17 protein-coding genes are annotated in these 24,341 nt (G+C 51.6%); 3 read left to right on the forward strand and 14 right to left on the reverse strand.

Translation table 11 applies throughout. The features are described 5' to 3' along the window. Positions 1-345: 345 nt before the first annotated feature. The gene (locus EPA93_RS29595) at positions 346-1,596 is read left to right on the forward strand and encodes a 3-oxoacyl-ACP synthase III family protein (protein ID WP_129890977.1); all 1,251 of its coding nucleotides are present in this window, start codon (positions 346-348) and stop codon (positions 1,594-1,596) included. 181 nt (positions 1,597-1,777) lie between these two features. On the opposite strand, the gene EPA93_RS29600 is transcribed toward EPA93_RS29595, so the two are convergent. Continuing rightward, positions 1,778-2,650 carry a GNAT family N-acetyltransferase gene (locus EPA93_RS29600; RefSeq protein WP_129890978.1) on the reverse strand — a complete coding sequence of 291 codons (873 nt, stop codon included), beginning with the start codon at positions 2,648-2,650 and terminating at the stop codon, positions 1,778-1,780. 290 nt (positions 2,651-2,940) lie between these two features. Between EPA93_RS29600 and EPA93_RS29605 the strand changes: the two genes are divergently transcribed. Next, the gene (locus tag EPA93_RS29605) at positions 2,941-3,726 is read left to right on the forward strand and encodes a phosphatase PAP2 family protein (protein WP_165423478.1); all 786 of its coding nucleotides are present in this window, start codon (positions 2,941-2,943) and stop codon (positions 3,724-3,726) included. A gap of 31 nt (positions 3,727-3,757) precedes the next feature. Here the strand turns inward: EPA93_RS29605 and EPA93_RS29610 are convergent, their stop codons facing one another. Together EPA93_RS29610 and EPA93_RS29615 are read right to left on the reverse strand one after the other, a co-directional pair. After that, the gene (locus EPA93_RS29610; RefSeq protein ID WP_129890980.1) at positions 3,758-4,435 is read right to left on the reverse strand and encodes a hypothetical protein; all 678 of its coding nucleotides are present in this window, start codon (positions 4,433-4,435) and stop codon (positions 3,758-3,760) included. A gap of 204 nt (positions 4,436-4,639) precedes the next feature. Further along, on the reverse strand, positions 4,640-5,512 hold the full coding sequence (locus tag EPA93_RS29615; protein WP_129890981.1) for a methyltransferase domain-containing protein: 873 nt from the start codon (positions 5,510-5,512) through the stop codon (positions 4,640-4,642). Positions 5,513-5,731: 219 nt separating this feature from the next. On the opposite strand from EPA93_RS29615, the gene EPA93_RS29620 reads away from it, so the two are divergent. Continuing rightward, a complete protein-coding gene (locus EPA93_RS29620; protein ID WP_165423479.1) occupies positions 5,732-6,211 on the forward strand; it encodes a PaaI family thioesterase in 480 nt (159 codons plus the stop codon). Positions 6,212-6,272: 61 nt separating this feature from the next. Here the strand turns inward: EPA93_RS29620 and ftsH are convergent, their stop codons facing one another. From ftsH to EPA93_RS29675, 11 genes are all read right to left on the reverse strand, one after another. Beyond that, positions 6,273-8,303 (reverse strand): ATP-dependent zinc metalloprotease FtsH, encoded by a 2,031-nt coding sequence (gene ftsH, locus EPA93_RS29625; protein ID WP_129890983.1) that lies wholly within the window; start codon positions 8,301-8,303, stop codon positions 6,273-6,275. A 362-nt stretch (positions 8,304-8,665) separates the two neighbouring features. Next, entirely contained in the window at positions 8,666-9,484 is an 819-nt protein-coding gene (locus tag EPA93_RS29630; RefSeq protein ID WP_129890984.1) for a PASTA domain-containing protein, read from the reverse strand. A 23-nt stretch (positions 9,485-9,507) separates the two neighbouring features. Next, complete coding sequence (locus EPA93_RS29635) at positions 9,508-10,617, reverse strand: protein kinase domain-containing protein (protein ID WP_129890985.1); 1,110 nt, start codon at positions 10,615-10,617, stop codon at positions 9,508-9,510. Between the two features lie 335 nt (positions 10,618-10,952). Next, positions 10,953-12,956, reverse strand: coding sequence for a selenocysteine-specific translation elongation factor (selB, locus tag EPA93_RS29640; protein WP_129890986.1), 2,004 nt, complete (start codon positions 12,954-12,956; stop codon positions 10,953-10,955). A 143-nt stretch (positions 12,957-13,099) separates the two neighbouring features. Then, a complete protein-coding gene (locus tag EPA93_RS29645; RefSeq protein ID WP_129890987.1) occupies positions 13,100-14,107 on the reverse strand; it encodes an ROK family protein in 1,008 nt (335 codons plus the stop codon). 20 nt (positions 14,108-14,127) lie between these two features. Beyond that, positions 14,128-15,666: a radical SAM/SPASM domain-containing protein gene (locus tag EPA93_RS29650; protein WP_129890988.1), complete on the reverse strand. Its 1,539-nt coding sequence runs from the start codon at positions 15,664-15,666 to the stop codon at positions 14,128-14,130. 123 nt (positions 15,667-15,789) lie between these two features. Further along, a complete protein-coding gene (locus EPA93_RS29655; protein WP_129890989.1) occupies positions 15,790-18,429 on the reverse strand; it encodes a tetratricopeptide repeat protein in 2,640 nt (879 codons plus the stop codon). A gap of 9 nt (positions 18,430-18,438) precedes the next feature. After that, positions 18,439-19,926 (reverse strand): P-loop NTPase family protein, encoded by a 1,488-nt coding sequence (locus tag EPA93_RS29660; protein ID WP_129890990.1) that lies wholly within the window; start codon positions 19,924-19,926, stop codon positions 18,439-18,441. Between the two features lie 122 nt (positions 19,927-20,048). Continuing rightward, positions 20,049-21,230 carry an SIR2 family protein gene (locus EPA93_RS29665; RefSeq protein ID WP_129890991.1) on the reverse strand — a complete coding sequence of 394 codons (1,182 nt, stop codon included), beginning with the start codon at positions 21,228-21,230 and terminating at the stop codon, positions 20,049-20,051. Positions 21,231-21,289: 59 nt separating this feature from the next. After that, entirely contained in the window at positions 21,290-22,711 is a 1,422-nt protein-coding gene (locus EPA93_RS29670; RefSeq protein WP_129890992.1) for a toll/interleukin-1 receptor domain-containing protein, read from the reverse strand. A 57-nt stretch (positions 22,712-22,768) separates the two neighbouring features. Then, positions 22,769-24,217 carry a toll/interleukin-1 receptor domain-containing protein gene (locus EPA93_RS29675; protein WP_129890993.1) on the reverse strand — a complete coding sequence of 483 codons (1,449 nt, stop codon included), beginning with the start codon at positions 24,215-24,217 and terminating at the stop codon, positions 22,769-22,771. Between the last annotated feature and the right edge of the window lie 124 nt (positions 24,218-24,341).

A 24,341-nucleotide genomic window follows, 5' to 3' on the forward strand; every position in this document is an offset into this window, starting at 1 on the left:
TACCTACGTGATCCTTTTTCTTGCCAATAGACACATCTCCGCGCTCTTATGCTATACTAAGTTGTTAGAGCCCCTACAGTATAGTGGGAGTTCTGCACATAGTAGTGCTGTATCTTGGTGCATCAAGATTCGATCGCGCGGACCTCTCTCCTATTGCCGCAGCACCGATCTTTGGCATGCAAAGCAGCACAATTTATCTCTATTAGCAGGTTTGGAGCGTGCCTGCCAGGCTCAAGAAAACGCTTCTGTACCAAAGGCCTTATCTATAAAATCAGTCACAAAAGAAGGGAGGGGCGGCGCTCCTCTCTATGCCTGAAAGCAGGGGTAGCCGCGCCGCAACGCTTCATGACACTCACACCGGATGGTCAGTGGCCCCGCTACACCTATATCGTGCCACAGATCTACACAAGGGCCAAAGTTCGCCTCGTCGGTTTGGGCAACTATGCGCCTAAAGGTATTATCACCAACGAATTCTTCGCCCATATCTCCACGCGCCTCGGCGATCCTCGCAGCGCTGCCGACCTGGAACGCGTGACAGGTCTAAGCACGCGCAATGTGCGAGCTGGCACGATTGCGCTTTGCCGGCGTATGGCCGGTGACGACGCCCCCGGCCTGATCGATGATCCCAATGCTAAAGCTGATGAATCGCTTGTGGATATGGCGGTTATTGCCGCGCAGCGCGCCCTGGCCAGCGCGGGCCGCGATGCTTCCGAGATCGACACGATTATTGGTGCTTCCTCTTCCGATAACGATGCATTTCCTACCATTGCCGGAATGGTGCAAACGCGCCTGGGCATACAGCCGATACGGGCAACCATGCTCAAAGGGGCCTGCGCCTGCCAGACCGAGGCCTTTCAGACCTGCGCCGAGATTCTGATGGCCAGTACAGCTAAGCTTGTGCTGCTGGTCACCGCTGAGGGCCTGTTGCCCAATATTATGAATGTGCTCGACTGGAAAACTAGCTCACTCTTTGGCGAGGGCGCATCAGCTTATTTATTCGAGCGTGGAGACGAAGATACGTATGTGATCAATGGCGCTGATGCTCGCCAGGCCTCCTCTCTCTACTACCAGACGCCTTTACGCAAAGATGTGGTCGAGATGGCCGAGGTTGATATCAAGATACAGCAATTGTACCGCGAGGGCAAAGGCAAGGAGCTCAGCAAGATCCTGGCGCAATATCTTGTAGGCTACACAAAGATGAATGGCAAAGAGGTGTTCCGCGAGGCTCCCCGCGCCATGGCTGAGGCGATTGATGCGCTTTGTCGCCATGCGCATCTTGGCTACGATGAATTGACGCATATTGTGCCTCACCAGGCCAATTCACGCATTACGCGCCGCCTTGGCGAGCTACTCATCAACGATTATGGTTGGCCTGCCTCGACAATGGATAAACTTGTCGATAATTTCCGCTACTACGGCAATCTCTCTAACGCCAGCATTGGGACAGCACTCGTCGAGATGCTACGCAATAAGCGCTTGCACGATGGCGCCTGGATAGCTCTGCCCGCCGTTGGAGGTGGTATGAACTATGGGTGCTGGCTGTTACGATTCCACGCATTGAAAAATCCAGATGCAATCCTCAACCCTGCACAATAACTATTTGAGCTCCGGCTACGCATAGCTTGGGCTGAACAGGGTCCGGGGTTCTACCGCCTACCTTTTTCACCCCACATAAGCGATGCCAAAAATGTGCAGATCTTGCAAGCTCTCCACAAGGTATAGGTCATAGCAGGGATCAATAACCGCTATGGCCTATGCAATTCATGGCCTATCGGCTTTAGAGCAGGGAGCGCTCATAGCAATAATAAGGGGCATCTTCCCCACTATACTCGACGCCATCGAAGGCATCCCTCACCAGCACGAGATCAGGCGCATAAGCCAGCACATTCTCCATCTGCAAATCGGCAGCCCGATGGCGCAGATCATAGGCGATTAAGCTGATGGATTCAATGGCGGTTCCATCGATATAGCCTAACGAGAGGCCTTTTCTGCGTGTGGCCGGCTCGGCAATTGCTAAGCCATCAAGGCGATCCCAGCGCCGTAAGAGGTAGACATGCTGCTCCTCAATATGCTTCTGGAGCAAGGCATCGCTTATCGAATATCCACGGTAATCAACATAGTAGAGCCCACCGACGCTGGGAAAGATATTCGACATGTTGAGATAATCGATAATCTCCTCAAGATCAGCGGGAGTGGCCAGCTGCGTTCGCTCCTGCGCTTCGCTTGTCGTTGCTACGGCCGGGGCTGAGTAGAGTATAAAGCCTCCTGCACGCCGCCAGAAATTCCGTTCAGTGATTTCGATCGAGCGCTGGTTCTCGGCATGAATCGCCAGGCGCGCATAGGTTGCGCCACGCCGCATAGCCTCGACAAGTAATGCATCATTCAAGGCTTTTGCCAGGCCTTGACGCCGGTAATCGGGATGTACCCGCAATCCTTCTAGCCAGGCATCGGTTTCGGTCAGCATCTGCATATGCGAGAGCGCAACTGGCACACCATCGACGCTCGCTACCAATAGCTGTCCCTGCGGATCATTGAGCCACTCCTCCCAGACCATATCAATATAATCTCCCCAGTCCCATGTATCCTGGCAAAACGCCAGGACGGCTTCTCTGTCCTCGGCGCGAGCCACTCGTACCTCTATATGTGTCATAGACAAGATCTATCCTCCATTCTGCAAGCTGTTTTTCCTGATTGTATAGGTTCGCTAGGTTCGCCAAAACGTATTAATAGTTGTAGATAGGATGGGCTGGCTGCTCACATTCGTCAGCTTTATTACACTTGATATTATGTCATGGAACGGCTCTCCATGACATCCTGTTTCATGCTCTTATCATCCTCTCGTTTTATAGTGGTAGTTATAAGTCCCGGCGCCTATCCTATCCGTATATAGATTGACAGATGTTTCAACTGCTTCAGTCAGCAACAAAAGGATTCTATAAAATGTCGCCCGAGCCTCCCAAAAGACCGATAACCAATGCCTTCAAAGATGGGGCCGAACAGATCCTGGGACAGGCGCGCGCCGAGGTCCAGAGCAGTCGGCAACCCTGGTATCGAGCATTTCAGCACACGCGCGTGCTCATCGCTGTCTTTCTGCTCCTGTTCATCGTTTTTGCGCTGCTGGCCTGGTTCGTGCATATACATCCGGTGCTTGCTATCGATGTTGCCATTACACACGAATTTCAGGAGAACCGATCTCCCTGGCTCAAGGATAGCATGCTTGCCATTAGCTATTTGGGAAGCCAGGCCTTACTCTTTATACCGCTCGTTACCATCACCGTAATCGCCTTCTGGCTGGCCAAATTGCGCCTGGAAGCCATACTGATCGGCGCCGAATCCATCGTAAGCCACTATATTAACACCCTGCTCAAGATCATCGTCAGCCGCCCACGGCCTACCTCCTCACTTGTCACCATTATTCAGCAGGCGAGCGGGCAGAGCTTTCCCAGCGGGCATGTGATGTCATACATGGCCTATTGGGGATTACTGCTTGCACTGACCCTTATCCTTTTTAAGCTGAATCGCTGGTGGCACTATGTGCTGGTGCTTGTCTCACTGACTTTTATAGTGCTTATCGGGCCATCTCGCATCTATCTTGGTGACCATTGGGCTAGCGATGTTCTGGGAGGCTACCTTTTTGGGGGGCTTCTCCTGGGGATCAGTCTATGGATTTATCTTAAATTGAAAAAACGCGGCGTGTTGCAAGAACAGGCGCAGAAAGAGGTATGATAGCACTGACTGCCGTCATACCTCTTTACGGCTATTTTCTGGTTCTTCTTCGCCTACTTGGCCTTGTTGTAGGCTGCTCTTCTTCCTGCTGTTCGCTCGTCTCACTCTGCCCCTGCTGCTCCTCTGCATCGTGCACGGCTTCTGGCTGCTTTACCGGCTCTTCTTCCTGCTGTTCGCTCGTCTCGCTCTGCCCCTGCTGCTCTTCGGCAGCTTCTTCCTGCGCCGCCGCCTCTGTATCGGGCGTGAGCGCAGTTTCCTGGGTCCGGGCTGTGGCCTCCTCGCCAGTATGCTCAACATGAGGAGCTGCCAGGTCAGGCTCGGGCTGCAACGACTCTTCCTGATCGCTGCTCAAAGCAGTCTTGTGGCTCGCTTCCGCCGCTGCCTCTTCCTGCGCTGATGCTGCAGGAGAGCCGTGCTGATCCGCCTGCTCTTGTGCCCCGGCATCAGGATTTATCGCTACCAGGTGAGGAGCAGAGGTGGCCACCTCCTCGGCGCGCAGCTCGGCCAGCTTCTCTTCAAGGCCGCGTAAGCGGGCAAGCGCATCGCCGTGCTTAGCTTCAGCTTTACTCATCTTCTGTCGGGCCTTTTCAACTGAGCCTTTGGCCTGCTCAACCTTTAACATCAACTTAGCTTCACGTTTCGCTTGCTTCTTACGCTGCTTAATTCTCTTTTGCTTTGTTGCAGAATCGTCCTGGGTAGCTTTTGCCATGGTCTCTCCCTCTACAATATACTTAAGAATCGCGCACAAAAATGCAGCTCTTCTTCTAAGGATAAGCTTCTGTTAGAAATACGAATAAGACGCCTGCTTCGTCTCATAGGGTAGCTAGACAAGCCAGATCTTCCCGCACCCGGCTATACGCCTATCTCAGCAAGCTGCCACGCAAAGTACAGCCTGCTCCCTCCCAGCTAACAATTACAATGGAGCGCGCCCCCATACTGTCAGGATAAAGCTAAGCGCACAGCAATCCTCTTCCTGCAGTTCATCCATAACCTGCTCATAGAGAGCATCAAGCTCTTCCTGGCTGGCAACCCGGGTGCGCAGAAAAAGAGGCCGGGAAAGCTGCATCAAGAGCTTATAGTCGTCTGCCACTCCCCCATGGGCCTGAGAGCCAGCGGAGTAATCGAGCACGTGAGCTTTCTGACCAATATGCTGAAAGCCAGCTCTCCGTAAAAATAGCTTCATCATTGGCGTGACGCCTAGATGTCGTCCCGTGGGCGAAAAACTATGTAGCTCCAACTGAATCGCCTGATTCATTAACGCGCAAAACGTTTCAAGGCCCGGCATATTTGTAAAGCCCCACTCGGCCTCACTCAGGCGCACGACACCCTCGGGGCGCAAGAGCCTGCGACATTCAGCCAGGAGCGAATTCCACAAACGAGGAGGAACTACGCCAGTGAGCATGCGAATATTGACAAGATCAAAGGAGGCAGCAGGAAAGGCCAGGGGAAACTCAAGTGCGTTCATAACCTGAAAGTGCGCATTGGGGATCTTACGTACCCGAGCATGGGCGCGCGCATAATCTATCATCGTCCTACTGATATCAACTCCCGTCACCTCCATGGCCGGATAGCTACGGGCCACCTCATGTACCCATCCACCAGGGCCGCAGCCGATGTCAAGCACCTCAACAACTTCAGCTAGATCGCTCTGTTCCGAAAATAGACCTCCCATACTCTCAGTGAGAATTCTATCCTGGTCAAGCAAGCGGGCCACCTCTGCAGGATCTTCGGCGTCAAGCACATAGGTATTATTCATACGTTTACGCTGCTTATCGGGTATGAGCATAGTGTAATCTCCTAAGAATCAGGGCTGGCGAAAAAACTCAGGCCCATAAAAATATAATATTTGGCTCTCCTGTCTATGCTAGTTGGAGCTACATGCATAGAGCATAACGTATAAAAATAGCAGCGGTCAATGATGCAGGCAGTTAGTGTAGAGTATGCTTGCTCGTGCGAGAGCCATATGGTAGACTCAAGGATACCTTTATCGAAGAGAGTATGGGATATGGAACTTAACGAGAACAGCGATTATCAACTTTGCTTCGCCTGCGGGAAGCAGAACCCCTTTGGCTTGCACATGACTTTCCGCCTTGATAACGGTACGGTCGTCTCCGACTTTCATCCTCAGCCAGAACATCAAGGGTTCCCTGGCGTGATTCATGGGGGCATCATTGCCACAGTGCTCGATGAAGCATTGAACCGCACCTCTATGCTTACTGAGCAGCCGGCCTGGTCAATGACAGGGCGCCTGGAGATACGCTATCGCCATTACGTGCCCTATGGCCCCTTACTACGAGTACGCGCTGCGCTGGGCAAACAGAAAGGCAGAATGATCCAGGCCACCGGAGCTGTCACGCTTGCCGACGACGAGAGCAAGATTCTAGCTGAAGCACAGGGAACCTTTATGGCCCTGGCTCCAGAAGTGCTGGATCAAATCATGCAGGATTATCCAGGTATGCGTACGTTTCTTGAGCGCAGCGAGTAAAGATAAAAAAAGTCCAGGGAGGGCAAAGCCTCCCTGGGACTCAGCTTCCGTATCACGGCTCTTAGCTCACTTCTGGCGGAGCCGGTGGAGTAACGGGAGGCGGCGGAGCTAACGTCTGCGCCGGCTGGTTTGGCTGCGGCTGCAGCTGCGAAGACGCTAAAGGAGCTCCTGTCTCCTCCAGAATGGTGTGTAACTGCTTTGCATCAATCGTCTCGTGGCGACGCAACTCCTGCGCAATACGATCGAGCGATGGCCGATAGGTAGTCAAGATGTTGATGGCCTTCTCGTAGCACGCGCGCACAATACGCTGGACCTCATCATCAATCAACTCAGCAGTATCCTCGCTATAGTCGGTGGGAGCGCCAGTATTGCCACCGCCCGCAAATGGGCTCTCGCGCTCGCTAAACGAGACTACGCCCAGTCGCTCGCTCATGCCCCAACGCGTTACCATCTGCCGAGCTATCGCCGTCACGCGCTGCAGATCGTTTTCGGCGCCAGTCGTCACACGGTTAAACACCACCTGCTCAGCGGCACGCCCACCCAGAGCGGTCACGATCTGGGTTGTCAGGTATTCTTTGGAATAGTTGTAGCGATCATCAAGCGGCGTATACATGGTGACGCCAAGCGCCTGCCCACGCGGTACGATGGTCACTTTAGTTACCGGATCGGTTCCCTCACAGATAAGACCCGTCAGGGCGTGGCCACCTTCATGATAGGCAGTTACATTGAGATCTTCATCGCTGAGCACCAACGGACGTTCAGCGCCCAGAAGGATCTTATCAAGAGCCTCATCAAAACAGCGCTGAGGCACGCGATCCAGATTGCGCCGAGCTGCCAGCAGGGCCGCCTCATTCACCAGATTAGCCAGGTCTGCACCTACCATGCCGGTGGTAGAACGCGCCACCGCGACAAGATCAACGTCGGCAGACAACGGAACATTGCGCGAATGAATCTTAAGAATGGCCAGCCTGCCGTTCCAATCAGGACGATCGACAGTGACACGGCGATCGAAGCGGCCAGGACGCAACAAGGCCTGGTCGAGGCCATCGGGACGGTTGGTGGCCCCAATGACGACTACCGCCTGTCGGTTGTCAAAGCCGTCCATCTCCACAAGCAACTGGTTCAAGGTCTGCTCACGCTCATCATTTGTATTGATGCTGGAACCGCGCTGACGGCCCACCGCGTCAATCTCATCGATAAAGATGATGCTCGGAGCTGCCTTCTTGGCCTGATCAAACAGATCACGCACGCGACTGGCACCTACACCAACCAGCACCTCCACAAACTCCGAGCCGCTCATAGAGAAGAAGGGCACGCCAGCCTCACCGGCCACGGCGCGGGCCAGCAGCGTTTTACCGGTTCCCGGAGGGCCTACCAGCAGCACGCCACGCGGGATCTTTCCACCCAGGCGCTGGAACTTCTGGGGCGTCTTAAGGAACTCCACAACCTCTTGCAACTCATATTTTGACTCATCTACGCCAGCAACATCGGCAAACGTCGTGCTCGGGCGATCCTCAAGGATCAACTTGGCCTTGCTCTTGCCAAAGCTGAAAATGCCTTGCTGGCCCTGCGACGCACGCCGGCTAAAGAAGACGAAGAGACCAATCAAAAAGACCCAGGGTAGAAATGTGATCAGCAGGTTTAGCCAGAAACCGTTATCAGGAGGTGGCTTATAAGAGACAACAGCGCCACTATTTATGAGCTTCTGAGGCAACTGGTCATCCCCGTTGGGAAGTTGTACTACATGATACTGCGTCCGATTTTCTATCGGGTTATTTAATTCCCCCATAATATCGCTTTGCCCAACAAATGTAGCCGACTTAACATTTTTCGCATCGATTTGCTGGTAAAACGTATTATATGGCAAGTCTACTGCCTGTGGCGCGTTATTCGCATTGTTAGCTGAGTTAAAGTAGCTGAATATATACACAACCAGCATGGCAGCAACGATCAGGAACAGCCAGCGATTGAGTGTGTTAGTTGGCCGCTTTGGAGAACCTGGTCCATTTGGGCGCCCGGAAGTACCTGGGCGAAATTGCTGCCTGTCGTTACTATTTTGTAGCCAGTGCATGTTACCCGGCTGTCTATCCATGTAAATTACCTGCTTTCTGGGCCTCCGACATGCATAATGCTTTGGTACATCATATTATAAAGACATATACGGGGCATCCATTATGTAACACCCCTTATTATATCTTACATACGATGGTTTTGCACATACAGGATACATTTATAGAACCGCTGAAAAGATGGGCCCTGGCGGCTCACAAGTTCGCTCTTCCAGCCGACTTCTCGCGCTCTTTAACTTGCCTTGCTCAATTCATAAAGAGAGACTATTCCTTCTGGGGTCCACCAACTATAAAAAGGCCAGTTCCAGGTCTAGCTACCCAGAACTGGCCCCTTCACGGTCCTAAATCCTCCCAACATCAACACATATACATGTATCTATTTTTCTCACCTGTTTGTATTGTTTCCGTTATTTCCACCAGTCCCAGAAGTTACCTGAGTACCGGGAGTAGTCGAGACAGCCGAACCATCGCCGGGTGAAACCGTCACCGTTGGATCTGGCTTAGGCGTTCGCGTTGGCTTTGGGTGTCTTGTTGGCGTTGGTGACGGCTCGTCTGTAGGGGTCGGCGAAGGCGTCGGCGAAGGCGTCGGCGTTGGTACCGTCTGCGTCGGAACGCTATTATCCACAAGCAACACCAGCGGCTGGTTCGGATCGCACTTGAGCGAAGTGCCGGCCTTAGGCTGAACATCCTTCACAATTTGCTCAGGCAGAACGCGCAGATTAGCATTGACCCCAACAACCTGGAGGGAGACGCAGTTCGCATACTGAGTCTGGGAAAGTATCTTTTCCGCCTCTCCCAGGGACTTACCAACCAAGTCATTAGGTACAGTTACTGTAGGCGTGGCTTCAGCTAAGTCTATCGAAATCGTCGAATTGGCAGGGACGGCAGCTCCGGCGGCCGGATCTTGCTTTGTCACGGTTCCGGAAGTCATCCCATTACTGATTCTCAACGTAAAGCCATTTTTTCCCGCGATATCCTGAGCATCCTTCAGGCTCTTACCTACGAGCTGAGGTACCTGTAAAGTCTGTGGCGTAGTCGCCGTTGGCTGGCCACCCGAGATACCCGGGATATTAATAAAATTAAGCTCAGCAGCCAGATAGACGCTAAACCCTAATAATAATAGCGTTGCAAGAAGAATAAGAATAGTAATAACGCTTGCAAAACGAGAATCGCGTTGCTCCCCCACAACACCCGCGCGTCCCATAGCGCCTTTTTGGAAAGGGCGCGTCACCCCAGAAGAGCCCACGTCAGGGGCACTGTAAGGAAGCTGGTTATAATCAGCACCAGAAACCGGGGCTTGCTGAGGAGAGTAAGTATAGGGTTGATCATTGCGTAAAGTTGCCAGGCCATTTTCCTGCCCCCATTCATATACTCGGGGGCCATCATATTGTTAGGAGAGGAATTAGACTGCGCAACATAAGCTCCGTTGTTAGGCGAAGAGACTTGTGGAGTAGGCCCACTATTGGGAGCGAACGCGCCAGTCGAGCTGATCATCGTCGCATTATTGGCCTCCTCATCGCCAAGCATCTCAAGAGCGCGAGCCAGCGCGCTGCCATCGGGGAAGCGCATCCCAGGCACTTTTTCCAGACAACGTAGAATAATCTCTTCAAGAGCGGGAGGAATATTCGGATTGAGCTGGCTGGGTGGCACAGGTGGTTCCTGAATGTGCTGCATAGCCACAGCCACAGGAGTATCACCATCAAAAGGCGTACGCTGCGTAAGCATCTCATACATCACAATGCCCAGAGCATACACATCGGCGGCAGGGCTCACAATCTCGCCCTGAGCCTGTTCTGGCGCATAATACTGCACCGTACCCAACGTCATGCCCGTTGTCGTAAGGCGTTCGGCATTGATATCTTTATAGACGCTGGCAATACCAAAGTCAGTCAGCTTGATAGAGCCATCGCGACCCACGAGAATATTCTGCGGCTTCACATCGCGGTGGACAATACTCCGGCGATGCGCAGCCCCCAGACCCAGGGCAACATCATGAGCGATAATGATAGCCCGATCAATAGCCAGCATTCCGCGCGAGCGAAGATAACGACGCAGATCTGTGCCCTCAACCATCTCCATGACAATAAAGTAATTGCCATCACTCTGCCCATAATCGTAGACCTGCACGATATTGGGATGCTGCAAAGATGATGCAGCCCTCGCCTCTCGCTGGAAGCGTGTCACAAACTTCGGGTCGGTGCTATAAACTTCACGCAGCACTTTGATGGCTACAACGCGGTCCATGCGCAGATCACGTCCGCGGTAAATCGTAGCCATGCCGCCACGTCCTATGGGATCTTGTAACTGGTATCGCTCACCCAAAACTTCGATTTGCATAGCACTCCGCACTGTACAGGCGCTTATTAAGCCGCCATTCTCTGCCAGTCAGGCAACCGCTTTCCAGATACCCCGCTTGGCGTATCCAGCAGGTCGTCCTACATCAGGGTGCCCTTGTCGCGGCCCCGTCCACGGGACAAGAGCTACACCTACTACAACCAAAAGCACAGGCCAATGGCACCAGATTTATATAGTAGCTCCCTCTATAGGGTTTCCGGGCAAAAGTATTATGTTCACATATTGCGCCATTATTTTAACCTATTCTGCGATAGAATGGAACATTTTATACAAAAGTAGGGGTTTGCTGTATTGTAACCTTACACTTTCTGAACCTTTCACGACTCCTTCGCTGAAGCGCCAGAGCGGAGCGCTGCCGGGCCTGGCACGCGCTCGTCCCCCATACGGCGCGTTATATGCAGCGCATCCAGATGTTCCAGAAGAGGCAGGATATATTTTCGTGTCGTCCCCAATACATCGCGTGCCTCGGCTACAGTCATCTTGCCATGTTCTCGCAAATAGGTCATCAACCTGGCTATAGCGTCATCGTACGTTTCCCGTAGAAATAGTATACCATCGCCTAATTTCACGAAGCGCCCCTGTTCTACCAGCGCCGTCACCACCTCAGGGCTCGTCATCGTTTCAGCTTCTACTTTCCCCGGCGGTGTATAAGAACTTTGCTGGAAGCGGCGCACCAATTGTTCAACCTGTTGTTCTTGACGAGCGGTGAAGCGCGGTATAAAATTGGGCAAGCGAATAAGGCCTCCTGTCCGTGATGAAGCCTCCGCATGCCCACTCCCAACCTCCGGGACCGCTTCTAGCCGCCCCTGGGTCTGCAGCACTGTAAAAACTTCTGCTGCCATCTTCGGTGAGAGGTTTAAACGCGCACGCCATTCCTCTTTAGAGAGACCACTACGGAGCGGATATTGCCGGTGATGCTCGCTCACCAGGCGCACCGCTTCCTCTACCAACGCATCCCAGATGTGTTGCGCAAACCAGGACCCCCCGACCTTGCACACCCTTCTCTCTGTTAACAACGTCTCTAATGTAAATTGTGTCACATCTTCAGCCAAATTGCACTGCTTAACGATGTCGGCAAAATCATACCCGCTTAAACGCTTGCTTGCTTTGCTCCCTGCTGGCAGCGCCTTTGCAGAAGGTGCTCGCACTCCTGCTCCTCTATCAAGAGCAGCAAGCACTAGCTCTTCCGGCGAGCCATGTAACAAGCGTTCCAGTTCTAGCAGAACCGGCTGCTGAAAGCGTCGATGATAGCGTGGTCGCACATCGATGACTTCACCGCCTCCAATCGTTACACTCGGCGAAGGCACACGCAGAATAAAGCGCTCCCGACGCACTATGGCCGCCGGCCGACTAAAACGTAGCTGCGCCCACGCACTTTTGCCCGGTTGCAATTCCTCAACATCTAGTAAACGCACGCGCGTTGGAATCTCTTGCGTGCCACAATAGAAATCCACCTGCATATTGTGCGTAAGCGGTCGCGCCGCATCGGCCAACAATTGGATACGTGCATCCACCAGCATAGATGTGTGCAATTGGCCCGGTAGCGCTACTATATCGCCACGCGCCAGTTCTGTACGCGCTACATTTGCCAGATTCATCGCTACCCGACTTCCGGGCTGCGCCACTTCGAGCTGCTGCTTATGCGTCTGTAACGTGCGTAGCCGGGTCTTGATGCCCCGTGGCAGTATCTCTACTTCCTGGCCTACCTTAAATACGCCATCAAGCAGGGTTCCTGTCACAACAGTACCAAAACCGGTCATGGTAAAGACACGATCAATGGGTAGACGAGGGCGCGCCACGTTTTGCCGCTCCTGCGCCTCATCAAGGATGGAATCTAGCCTCTGCAGCAGTTCGGGCAAACCCTGACCGCTATAGGCCGAAACCGGCAAGATCGGCGCATCCTTGAGCAAGGTTGGCTCAAGCTGCTCGCTTACTTCCTCACGCACCAGTTCAAGCCACTCTTCATCAACAAGATCGATCTTTGTCAGCGCGACAACTCCCCGCCTTACGCCTAACAGATCAAGAATGGCAAGATGTTCACGCGTCTGGGGCATGACCCCTTCGTCGGCGGCTACCACTAACAGGGCCGCATCGATTCCCCCTACGCCCGCCAGCATATTCTTAATAAAGCTCTCATGACCCGGAACATCTACAATGCTGACCTCGCGCCCACCCGGCAATTTTAGCCAGGCAAAGCCAAGGTCTATGGTCATTCCGCGCTCTTTTTCTTCAGCCAGGCGATCAGGATCGATGCCCGTTAATGCTTTCACCAAGGTTGATTTGCCATGATCGACATGTCCGGCAGTACCAATGCAACTCATGATTTACCTAGAAGCAAGGGTTCGCTTGTCCTCGCTCATCTCCGGTAGGGGAAGACAGCCTACACCTTCTTAATTCAGGCTTAACTTGACATTGAGTCATAGTATACACTACGATGGCAACCCTGGCTATAGACGGGGCCACACTATGAAGATGGGGCATCCTCCTTCCTTTGCAGAGCTTGCCTGGCATAAACAGCAGCCCCATAAGCGCCAGCCGTCGTGCCCAGCATGCCGCGCACAATCGACATATTCTTGATGTCTCTATAGAGATATTTCTCCCGGGCCACGCTTACGGCGGTCTCAAAAAACAGGTCTATCTCGTTAATCACTTCTCCGCCAAGAATGACCATACCGGGATTCAATAAGTTAAAGATATTGGCCAGGCCCAGGCCAAAGCTACGAGCTGCCTCTTCCACAACCTCTATTGTTAGCTCGTCTTCCTGATCAATGGCATCGGCAATCATGGCTCCGCTGACATCTGACGGCACCTGCATTAAGGCTTCTTTGAGCAAAGAGTTTCTTCCTTGCGCTACGAGCCTGCGCATTTTCTTGCCCATTGCGGGACCGGAGGCGATAGCATCAAGGCAGCCTCTATTGCCACACTCGCACTCTGGGCCATCTATGTCAACAATAGTATGGCCCAGCTCGCCACCCAGATAGCCAGTTCCTTTATAGAGCTGGCCGGAGATGAGCAGACTGGAACCAATATGGTAGCCTACATGTATATAGACGAGATTACTTATATTTTTCCCAGCGCCTATCCGATGCTCACCAATACCCTGAGCATCCACGATATTAAGGAGAGAGATAGGTAGATCAAAATAGTTCTGCAGCAATCTGCGCATCGGTATGGCGGTCAGATTATAGCGCGGCAGGAGCAGAAGTATGCCATTCTCAGTGTCTATCTGGCCCATGGTTGCTACGCCAAGCGCGGCTACATCATCCATGCTTACCTGCGCATCCTCGACGGCCTCAACAACGCTGCGCCGAATACGCTCGACAAGGGTGGTCTGGTCTGGATTGCGCAAGACCTCGCGATATCTATGCTCGCCCATCAACCACAACATTCCGCCAGCTTCTTCGCGAACGACTATGCTATGAACGCGGTCGATTCCCGCGCTCACTCCTATCAACAACCGTGACCCTTCCATGTTTGCTTTCTCCTCCGCAACTAAGGTAATGCTGGAGCCCACATCTTATTTGGGCTTACCTCTACAGGTGTTTTATACTGTAATAAGCGTCTGGCTTCCAGAAGGAGTACTTCCGGGAATAAGGCGGTGTAGATAGTGCAGTTGGGAGACTTTACATCATAGCGGCCCGTAGCTCTATAGGTTAGCAATGGGCAGCCTCCCGTACACCAGTAACGCCATGTACACGTACGACAACCTTCCTTTTCCTCAACAGGCGGTCCCTGCACGCCTGAGCTGTCTTCTCTTACTTCTTGCAACGGATCATCTGCCCGAATAGTGCTGACAATATGGGTGATCTCTGCCTGGCATTTGGCCACGCCACCATGCTGGTCTATGACGAGATAGTTCTGTCCTACGCCGCAGGTGCGCCGATGGGGAAGATGCATATTGGCTTTATCTAGCAGGTTGCCCAGCAGCTTGCGCGCCGGCAGTTTGTCGCCAATGTGGGCAAAAACTTCCCGCATAGCGGCAATGATCTGTTCATCGGCAAAGCGCAAGTCAGCAATATGGGCCGAGCACTCGTTATCCCGATAATAATTGAGCGAGAAGGGCAAATCGCGTTCCAGGATATACTCGATGAGCGCGGGTAGTCCTTGAAGATTGCGCTGCGAGACGGTCACAGAAATGTGCGGGATTAGCTCGCTAGCTAGCAGGCGCTCAATCGTACGCAGGACGTAGCGCGCCGAGCCATAGCCGTTTGCAAACTGCCGCTGGCTATCGTGATATATCCCCAGTCCATCCAGCGAGATCATAACATCAATCTGGCGAGCTTTAAGCTGCTCGATGGTTTTCTGCGGTATGGTCACGCCATTGCTCAAGAGAACGGCAGCAAAGCCTATGTCATGCTCATGTGCTAACTGTGCCGCGTAATCATGCAAGGCCAGAACGTTACGCAGGTGCAGGCTTGCTTCGCCTCCGGCATACTTGAGCCTGACATGCTTTATCTGGTGACGCAGGGCAGATCTGAAGATGGCTTCTATGGCTTTGCGGCCAGTCTCGGCGGACATATCCTCATGTGTCTTTTGCAGATAGCAATAGTGGCAACGCAAGTTACACTCGTTGGTCACGTGCAGCCAGGCCGTGAGGGTCTTAACGCCATTGTCAAGCGGAACGGGGATCTGAGCGCCGGGATACTTGAGGAATCCCAGCTTATAAAAGAGGGCTAACAGTTTTTCTATGCTTTCTCCCGACCACTCTGGCCACTCACGAAGCAATTGCGCCAGCGTGCAAGGAGAGCTTAAGCGTTGGAAGAGCGCTAGCGCTTCGGCGTCGAGTACGGCTATCTGACCTGAGCCCGTGGGATTGCAGACCAGCCAGCGCTCAGGACTGCATTCCTGGATATGCAGAGGACTCGCTTGCTGCAAGGCCCGGGAACGTACTGCTGCCACATCGCCATCCATAAGAGGCAAGATAGCCATAGATTGCTGAAAAGATGGCGCATTACAATCGTTAGCACACTCATTATCACATTCGTTAGCATAAATATTATCGTCAGGCAAAGCGTCAAGCCAAATTCTCATCTTTATCGTCCTGTTGGTAGCTAGCCAGGTGAAATTCTATGGGATCTGTATGTTATACATCACACATTCTCCCTGGTAACTACTCCCGGTTACAGATCCATCCGTTCAATGAAGTGGCAGTTGCTATAGGATCATATGCCTGCTTACCTCCTTACAGGCGTTCAATAATTGTGGATGCTTCTTTTCCAGGCCAAGACCATACCAATATTCCAGCAACGAATCGATCACCCCTGGCAAAAAGCTGCCGGGCATTTCCAACATTAAATCCACAAGCTTACGCAGCAATCTCTCGAATTCAAGGGAAGGGCGCATCGCCATATACCGGCAAGCTATGCGATAATACCTGAAGGCCTGCTGATATTCTCCTTGCTGGTAGTAGATATCGCCCTGGAAATCGCCAGCCCGAGCCAGCAAGTATATATAGTCATTCTGTCGGGCAATGCGTTTGGCTTCCTTGATTTGCTCTTTAAAGGGCTGACCTAGCTGAGCCAGCGCCACGGCGAGAAAGAGGAGATTCTCGGCGACCTGGAAATGTGCTTCTGAACTGCGGGCCAGCTCGATAGCTTGCGTAAATGCGTCTACAGCTTCCTGCCATTTCTCCTCTTTACTAAAAAGGCGCCCGAGCTGATTATAGCTTTCGATCTCGGTCTCTCTATCGAGCTCTCTGGCAATGCGCTGAGCCTGCTGGAAATAGCTTAAAGCCTGCTCCAGGTCTCCTCTGTTCATACGTATGCGCCCAAGGCGATTAGAGATAGCCGCCATCCCTCTTTTCTCACCGCGCCGGGCATAGATGTCAAAGGCTTCCTGGTAAGCGTGTTCCTCAGCCATAACATCTCCCAAGGTATGATAGATATGCCCCAGCATGGCTTGACTTAAGCCAATGGAAATCTCGCTCTCTTCGCCTTGCTTAACCAGATCGCGGCGAATGCGCAAGGCCAGCTTACAGGAGCGCAAGGCCTCTTCCAGCTTTCCCTGCATCCACTGGATATTGGCAATATTGTTTAGCAAGTTGGCATATTCTTGCTGATCATCCAGACTGCGATGAACAATCAAGCTCTCTTGATAGAAGCGCATAGCGTCCTCATACTGGCCCATACGTCGATAAATGTAGCCCAACATTTTCAGGAGCTCGGCATAGCGCGATTTATCTCGATTGTTCTGCTCAAGCTGTAGGCAAGCCTCCGCACTGGGTATGGCCTCCGAAAACCGGCTCATGCGCATATAGGTCAGCGCCTGGCGATAGAGCAGTTCTGAGCGATTTTGTTCAGCCCAGGCGCTCTCATCCTCCAGTTCGATCAGGACACTCAGGGAAGCTGCCGTATTGTCCTCTCGGCGATAGAGGTCAGCCTCATAGAGCCTCATTTGAAGATAGAGCTCACGCGGCAATTGAGCTGTAAATTTTTGTAGCTCCTGCAAGAGCAGGCGGGCAAAAGATCGCTGATGGAGCTCAAGAGCATCGATAAAATGCAGCTCAAAGAACTCAAAGCCATCTTGCAGATCCAGGAAGAGTTTGTGGAAGAGCATCTCGACGATATAGCTTTGCTGCAAGGTCACACCTGGCGATTTGCTCTTCAATAGCTTTGTATAGTAGTCGATCGCCAGCATACTAAGCTCATAGCGGATGCGGCGATCCATGTCCTGCTTCTCCCAGCAATACTTATTGACAAGCCTGCGCATCTCATCATGCAGCACAAAGTCGCCGCTGGAAGCAGAATGGCGGATAAAGGAGAAAGTTGGCAATATTACCTGTAGCTCGCGATACTTAATCGGGGGCAAGCGATCTCTCAGACCTTTGCTATTCATTATAGTGCTCAAGAGGTCTTCATCAAAGCGATGATAGATGTGAGCCATGATAAAGATCGCCCAGGTGCTCGGGCTGTCAAAAAGATTTACTTCTTCGAGCAGGCTGGCCTCAAAGATGGTGCGGCTCGCACTAAGCAGAGATTGCAGATCTCGGGTCTGTTTGTTTAAGATATCCGAAACCAGCCCGATTAAGATCGGGCGCCCCTCGGTACGCTCATAGAGTGCGCGCAAGAATTCTTCAGGCACATCTTTTATGCTGTGATAGAGTCTTGAGTTTAAGTACTGAAGCGTTTCCTCATAGCTAAAAGGAGCAAGCTCCCTGACAATGATTTTGTGTTCGCGTCCTGTCCAGTTTGGATGTGACCAGTTGATTTCATTACGTCCCGCAATGATTGCGCGTACGCGGCTCGATTGATAGGTATCAGGAAATGTCTGCGATGAGCGCAGCACAGCGGAGATTGGATTATGCTCAATACGCTCAAAAGTGTCAAAGAAGAGCAAGATGTAAGTATTATCTCGCTGCATATCCTGTTGCAAGCGGTACAAATCAGCGGCAAATGTATCGCCAAGATCATCGCGTAGACCGGCGGCCTCGGCCCTTCTTCCCTGCGCCGCATTACGATATTCGGCGAGCTGGCGTTGAAAGGCCTCGGGTATCCAGTGAGGGTAATGAGCCTGAATCGCCTTGATAAGGCGCTCCACGATCACCACGCCATCGCGATCCTCAATATTGAAAAAATCTACCATCACTGGCACAACATGCTCATATTGCTGTTGCGCGAGTTGATACAGCCGGCGCAACAGCCAGGTTTTTCCTATGCCGCCTTTTTTCTCGGCTTCTTCAAGCGCATCATGAAAATAGACGATAGCAGGAGCTTCCTGGCTATTGAGCCATTCGTCAAAAAAAGCTATCTCCTGCCCTCGCCCTATAAAGTCCTCGTCAGGCAGCTCAATAGACATAATACCGCCTTATCCCTCCTGTAAATCATGCTCAATGCGCGCCATTACAGCCTCATAATGCTCTTCTAACATGGATCTTAGCTCCTCATCGTCGCGAAGCTCTGTATAGAGCTTGGTGGCATTGGCACCAGATTCCTGTTTAATAATTTGACGCATTCCCTCTTCAAAAATCCTGGAAAAATCATCGGTTTTTACATTAGAGACGGTATAAGAAAAAAATTGTTTTAAACTTCCCCTACGGTCCTCAGCCGGCAAATGACAATATACTTTTATGTAATTTCTACGCATCAGGGAGATGGCAAAGCTGGCATTATCCTTGCCCAGAGCCTCCTGAAGCTCCTCATCTCGCAAAAATTCTTCGTAAAGTTGTAAGAAATCGTCTGGACGCTTAATATCTTCTATCTGTTTCTCAATAATTGAGCGCAGCGAAGCGCGATCAGCTATGCTAAAGGCCAGGTGATACAGGTACTCGCGCAGATAGCGAATCCGGTCAGAGCCCGTGACGCTTTGCATATAGGCTTTATTCTTCTCGGCAAGAAATTCGTGGATCGCGTGATACTCTTGCCCTTGCTCGAACTGGTATCTTAACAAGAAAAGATTGCGTACCGGCCCATCGATACAGTAGCCTGAGCGCTCCAAATCCCAGTTCAATACGCCTCCTGCCCGATTAATGGTGGAGGGCAGAGTAATGTAAGCCATACTATTTTCCAGGCTATATTGACTGGCGAAATTGTTGATAAGATCTTGCATGAGAATGAGGTTAAAACGCCGAGGCACAGAGAAGAGGCTCAAGAGGGTCTCAAAGCGCGCAAAATCGGCGGCCGAGACAGAAGCTAGCAATTTATCCTGCACGACCTTCTGCATGATAAGTTGTATCAAGAGTTGCTGACCAGACGCTTCCAGCGGATTCAGGTGATCTTGCACGATAGCATCGGTCATCACATTCATCGCTAGAGGATAGCCCCGCGTCCATTCGAAGATGGCGTTGCGTATCTCAGGCGTAATCGCGCTATGATAGCTGCCCAGAAATTCAAGGCAGGCATCACGCTTCAAAGGTTTCAACAGGCGTGCAGTGAGCGTACGCGCTAACGAGCGCGTCTTCTCGAAGCGCTGAATCGAGCGGCTGGCCAGCAAGACAAAAAGATTGTTGCGCTCAACCAGATCGTGCAAGCCATCTTCTATCTCGTGCAGTTGTCCTTCGTTGGCTGCTTCCAGTGAATCCAGAATAGCAACTACCGGTTCCTCTTTCTCTACAAGCACCCTCGCCTCATTGATAAATTGTTGTGGAGGATGCTTTTTGGCATCAGCCCAGACATAGGATAACTGTTTTTCGCGACACCAACTCGCTACTTTCTGCAAGAGCGTCGTTTTGCCAATGCCCTCAACACCGTAAAATTCGACAACCGGCGTGCGCAAAAGGCGCTGCCTATCCTGCAACGTATCGACTGCTTCTGCGAGTAGCGTTAATTCCTCATTCCTGTTGATAAATCCTTCCATACCAGACAGCTCCTATTCTGATTGCTGCGGATGATCTTCTTCCTATCAGCAAGCCAACACTGAAGGGAAACTTAACTACCCGGATACATTGATCACCTGCCCTGCTGATATAACTAACGATATTACGCTTGTACGTCATCGCCTAAATTTTTCTGCTCCGCACGCAACTCGCTTTTTTCATTAATTGGCTCTTTATGTCCATTATATATTATATTTACGCTATCGTTAAGCTTTTTCTGCTCAACATATATAGAATTTAGCGCTTCAAGGATTTTATTTTGTCCTTCTTTTTGAAATTCTTTCTGCTCTAGAAATTCTTTATGATTCACCTGCATAGCATTGAGCATTCGCAGGATTTCAGTTTGTCCTTCCTTCAGAGCTTCGTTCTGCTCTTTCAGAACTTCTATTTGCTCTTCTAATTTTTGCACCTTCCCTTCTATATTACGCAATCTATTTCCTATCTTACTCATGGCTTCATAACTTATAGGAAGCCTGTTAAGTATTTGCCGGTGGAGCTTGCGCATAAATGTGGCATAACTGCCATCTCTGCCCACTAGATAGCTGCCTTTGCGCCTCTGCAGCGCCTTGATCATATTTGAGCTTATCGGCGGCAAATCCTCCCCGACAAAAATAATATCTCTACTCCTTTCTGAGATTGAAATAGCTCTTTCTAGTGGCTCATCCCAGACCGGATCGTAGCCCACTATCAACACATCGCCACAAAGCACCTCTTCCAGGTAATCCTTAAGTTCGCGATCTGTGGCCAGATCAAACTCCTCCTTGATCAAGGTATACTGCCTGGAACCAAGATCACCAAAAAGCTTGAGCAGGAGGCCATATTTTGGCCTGGTACGCATTGCCGGACTACCCGAATCCCGGCCCACGTTAAAGACGCTATAATCATAGGGCTCCTGCATCTTGGCCTGTCGCAGAGCGCCCTCCAGGATCGTATCGATATTGGTCGAAATGATCAGCTCAAAATAACCTTCTTTGACCAGCTCAGCCACACAGTCATCCTCTTCCCGTGCCACCAAGCTCTTTTCGTCCTTAACCGCCACGCGCAGCAGCGTATCCACATCCGACTCGTTAAATCTATCCCGTAATATCTTAAAGCATTCCTCAAACTTTTCAAGTACAGATAATCTCTCAAATGAGCGCATACTATACTTACTCACGTGCTCATAGAGTCCCATATTTTCAAAGAAGGCTCCTGCGTGCGCCCCCAATATCAGCACGGTTCGCTTATTTCCGCTACGACGAGCCCCCAACATATCTGCAATGCCTGTTATATCCGTTTCTTTCATAAAGCTGTACAATCCCTGCAGCTACTAACAGTATATTTTTTATGCCAACCGTAGGATGTCTATGCACGATACAGGTCCTTTACGCGTTGGGCGATCTCAACCCATTTTGCTTCCTGGTCGCCAGGGCTTAAACTTGAGATCGGCTGGGATGGCTTATTGGCGGCCTGAAAGCGCTGAAGCCCCGAAGCGTCAAACGGGCAATGCCGCACGATGACCGGCACAATCTTGACCTTGCTCTCATCGGCGGCTTCTAGCAAGGGTGGAAGCTCATGCTCGTTGATGAAGTTCGAGTTGAGAAAATCTATACTGACCAGCAGGATTGCTACCCTTGTAAGCGCTAGAGCACGCTTAATCTCCTCAAACCAGCTATCCCCGAGCCCAATGTCTTGATCAGACCAGACCTCAATCAGGCCTTGATTCTGGTAAAACTCCAGGTACTTGAGCAGCGCTGCAAAATAGGGAGCATCTACGTGGCTATAGCTGATAAAAATTTTTAAGCGTTGAGCCTCTACTTCGCTATTTGAGGGAATGGTGATCCCGGCGACGCTCTCTGCCTCTGGAGATGAGAGCAAGGGCGCATTGTCCGCCTGCAGTCTTTCTCCTGCCCGTGATGGGGCTGATGTCTGCTCACTGGCTCGATAGCTTATTGCTGCAGCCTCGTAGCTCGTCGGCTGGTTGAGTAATTGTCTATGCAGCTCGCGCATAAAGTTAGCATAGCTGCCTTCCGCGCCCACAAGATAGCGCCCCTGGCGCTTCTCTACTACTCTGGCCATATTTGAGCCTACTGCCGGCAGCTCTTCCCCCACAAAAGCAATATCGCCACCGGAGGCAGGAAAAGCATAGCCGAGCGGCTCATCCCAGAGCGGATCATAGCCCACTACCAGCACATCTCCAGCCAGAGCATTCTCAAGATAGCCCTTGAGCTCTCGGTCCTTCCCCTGATCAAATTCGCTTGTGATCAAGGTATAGCGCTGAGAGATAAGATCGCCAAAGAGCTTGAGCAAAGTGCAATACCTGGGCCTTGTTGTATACTGCGTTGGATCGCCTCTTTCGCTCCCTACATTGAAGACGCGATAATCAAAAGCGCCTCGCATCTTTGCGCGCCTGAAGGCATCTTCCAGAAGGGTATCTATATTGGTCGAGATGATCAGCTCAAAATAGCCTTCCTTGACCAGTTCGGCAAGACAGCCGTCCTCTTCGCGCGCATCTAGCCCCCCTTCTCCCCACACCGCCTCGCTCAGAAACGTATGCACTTCCGACTCATTACAATTTTCGCGCAGCTTCTTGAAGCATTCCTGGAACTTCTCTGGTCCCGCCAGGTGCTCGAATGGACGCTTACTATACCTGCTGAGACGCGCATAAAGTGCTCTGTTCTCAAAGAAGGCCCCTGCACGCGAACCCAGCACCAGCACTGTTCGCGTATTTCCACGACGGCGGGCCTCCAATATGCCTGCAAAGGCCGTTACGTTTGTCTGCTTCATGACACTGCAAATCCTGTTAACTATCACTACGCTGCTTAGCTACTCTACGAGAGGAGTTTACTTGCCTGCGTACAGATCCATGACGCGTTCTGCTACCTCAAGCCAGACCTTTTCTTGTTCATGCGGCCTCAGAGCTGAGATTGGAAATGATGGATCATTGATCGCTCGAAAAGGTTTGAGATCAGAATAGGTAAACTCGCAGGGGCGGACAATGACCGAGATGAGCGTCACCTTGCCCTCATAGGCAGCTTTTAGCAAGGGTGGCAATTCAATCTGGTTAATAGAGTCCGAGCTCAGAAAATCTGAACTGACTAAAAAGATTGCCACTTTAGCGCTGGTCAGCGCCTGCTCAATCTCCTTCATCCAGACAGCGCCGGGCAGGATATCTCGATCATGCCAGATCTCAGCTATCAAGCCCTTATCTTTAAGAAAATTCAGGTGTTTGAGCAATGCGTCTAGATATTTACTATCCTCACGGCTATAGCTGATAAAGATCTTGGTGCGCTTAGCCTCTCCTTCTCTATTTGAGGGGACCTTTAAGGTAGTCTCATCCTCCAGTGGAGTAGCCGGCTTTGTCTTGTTGCTCGCGTTCTGCTCGGTTATCGTACGGCCAGAAGGAGATGCAATCTCTGGAGCATCCTGAGCCTTTGGGGCCGGGCCAGGCTTTACTGTGACTGGTCTGACTGCTGGCTGGCCCAAAAGAGACTCATGGAGGGCATGAATAAAATGGCAAAATTCGGCCTCAGCGCCGTCCAGATAGCTCCCCTGGCGCTTCTCAAGAGTTTTTGCCAGAGGCGAACCGGGATTTGGTGGCGTCGCATCCACATAGATCAGGTCATGATTTCTTCCGCTAAAGGCCCGTTCCAGCGGCTCATCCCAGACTGGATCATAGCCAAGCACCAGCGCCTCACCTTCCAGCAGCTCTTCAAGATATTTTTTCAAATAAGGATCGTCATCCAGATCAAGATTCAGCGTACATTTTTCTCTCCTTACGCTGCCAAAGATCTGGATGGCTGACAAGCCTTTGGCCCGTATAATATCCTCATTGGAATCCAATCCATGAATCCGCACCTGGTAGCCATGGGTCTCTTCAAGCCGGGCATCACGTAGAGCATCCTCTAGCAGCGCATCGAGGTTCGTCGAGATAATCGTGCTGAAAAACCCTTCTTTGAGCAGTTCGGCCAGCTCAGCATAGGCAGTTTTCAGCGAGACAGGTATCTCGGCCTCGCGCAAAGAGGCTTTCAGCCAGGTGAGACGGTTGCTCGGATTCATCCCTTGCAGCGCGGTATGGCACTCGCCAAACTTTTCATCAGCCGCAAGCGTGCTAAATGCAGGAGAACAGTGAGCTTCCAAAAATTGATAAAGGCCCTCATTGCCATAGAGCCCGCCCGTGTGTGAGCCCAAAAACAGGAGGGTGGGCTGATTGACGGACCTTCTGCTCCGCAACAATTGGGCAATTATTGCAATTGTAGTTCTTTTTGTCTGACCTGAGCGTGGCACAGCCATAGCTTTCAACCCCGTTATCTGTACTTAACATAAACCTCTACTTTAATATGCGCTTTCTATTTTACACCTTAATTACTGCCTTTGTCTTCTTTTTTAATTCTTTTACTGGCCCATTTTCTTAGCA

This window comes from Ktedonosporobacter rubrisoli (assembly GCF_004208415.1).
GTDB lineage: Bacteria > Chloroflexota > Ktedonobacteria > Ktedonobacterales > Ktedonobacteraceae > Ktedonosporobacter > Ktedonosporobacter rubrisoli.

Coding starts and splice junctions, on each gene's coding strand:
- EPA93_RS29650 (WP_129890988.1), bottom strand. CDS start 15,666: ATGAGAATTTGGCTTGACGCTTTGCCTGACGATAATATTTATGCTAAC.
- selB (WP_129890986.1), bottom strand. CDS start 12,956: ATGAGTTGCATTGGTACTGCCGGACATGTCGATCATGGCAAATCAACC.
- EPA93_RS29635 (WP_129890985.1), bottom strand. CDS start 10,617: ATGCAAATCGAAGTTTTGGGTGAGCGATACCAGTTACAAGATCCCATA.
- EPA93_RS29600 (WP_129890978.1), bottom strand. CDS start 2,650: ATGACACATATAGAGGTACGAGTGGCTCGCGCCGAGGACAGAGAAGCC.
- EPA93_RS29655 (WP_129890989.1), bottom strand. CDS start 18,429: ATGTCTATTGAGCTGCCTGACGAGGACTTTATAGGGCGAGGGCAGGAG.
- EPA93_RS29660 (WP_129890990.1), bottom strand. CDS start 19,926: ATGGAAGGATTTATCAACAGGAATGAGGAATTAACGCTACTCGCAGAA.
- EPA93_RS29630 (WP_129890984.1), bottom strand. CDS start 9,484: ATGGGACGCGCGGGTGTTGTGGGGGAGCAACGCGATTCTCGTTTTGCA.
- EPA93_RS29670 (WP_129890992.1), bottom strand. CDS start 22,711: ATGAAGCAGACAAACGTAACGGCCTTTGCAGGCATATTGGAGGCCCGC.
- EPA93_RS29615 (WP_129890981.1), bottom strand. CDS start 5,512: ATGCTCATACCCGATAAGCAGCGTAAACGTATGAATAATACCTATGTG.
- EPA93_RS29645 (WP_129890987.1), bottom strand. CDS start 14,107: ATGGAAGGGTCACGGTTGTTGATAGGAGTGAGCGCGGGAATCGACCGC.
- ftsH (WP_129890983.1), bottom strand. CDS start 8,303: ATGGATAGACAGCCGGGTAACATGCACTGGCTACAAAATAGTAACGAC.
- EPA93_RS29620 (WP_165423479.1), top strand. CDS start 5,732: ATGGAACTTAACGAGAACAGCGATTATCAACTTTGCTTCGCCTGCGGG.
- EPA93_RS29605 (WP_165423478.1), top strand. CDS start 2,941: ATGTCGCCCGAGCCTCCCAAAAGACCGATAACCAATGCCTTCAAAGAT.
- EPA93_RS29675 (WP_129890993.1), bottom strand. CDS start 24,217: ATGGCTGTGCCACGCTCAGGTCAGACAAAAAGAACTACAATTGCAATA.
- EPA93_RS29665 (WP_129890991.1), bottom strand. CDS start 21,230: ATGAAAGAAACGGATATAACAGGCATTGCAGATATGTTGGGGGCTCGT.
- EPA93_RS29595 (WP_129890977.1), top strand. CDS start 346: ATGACACTCACACCGGATGGTCAGTGGCCCCGCTACACCTATATCGTG.
- EPA93_RS29610 (WP_129890980.1), bottom strand. CDS start 4,435: ATGGCAAAAGCTACCCAGGACGATTCTGCAACAAAGCAAAAGAGAATT.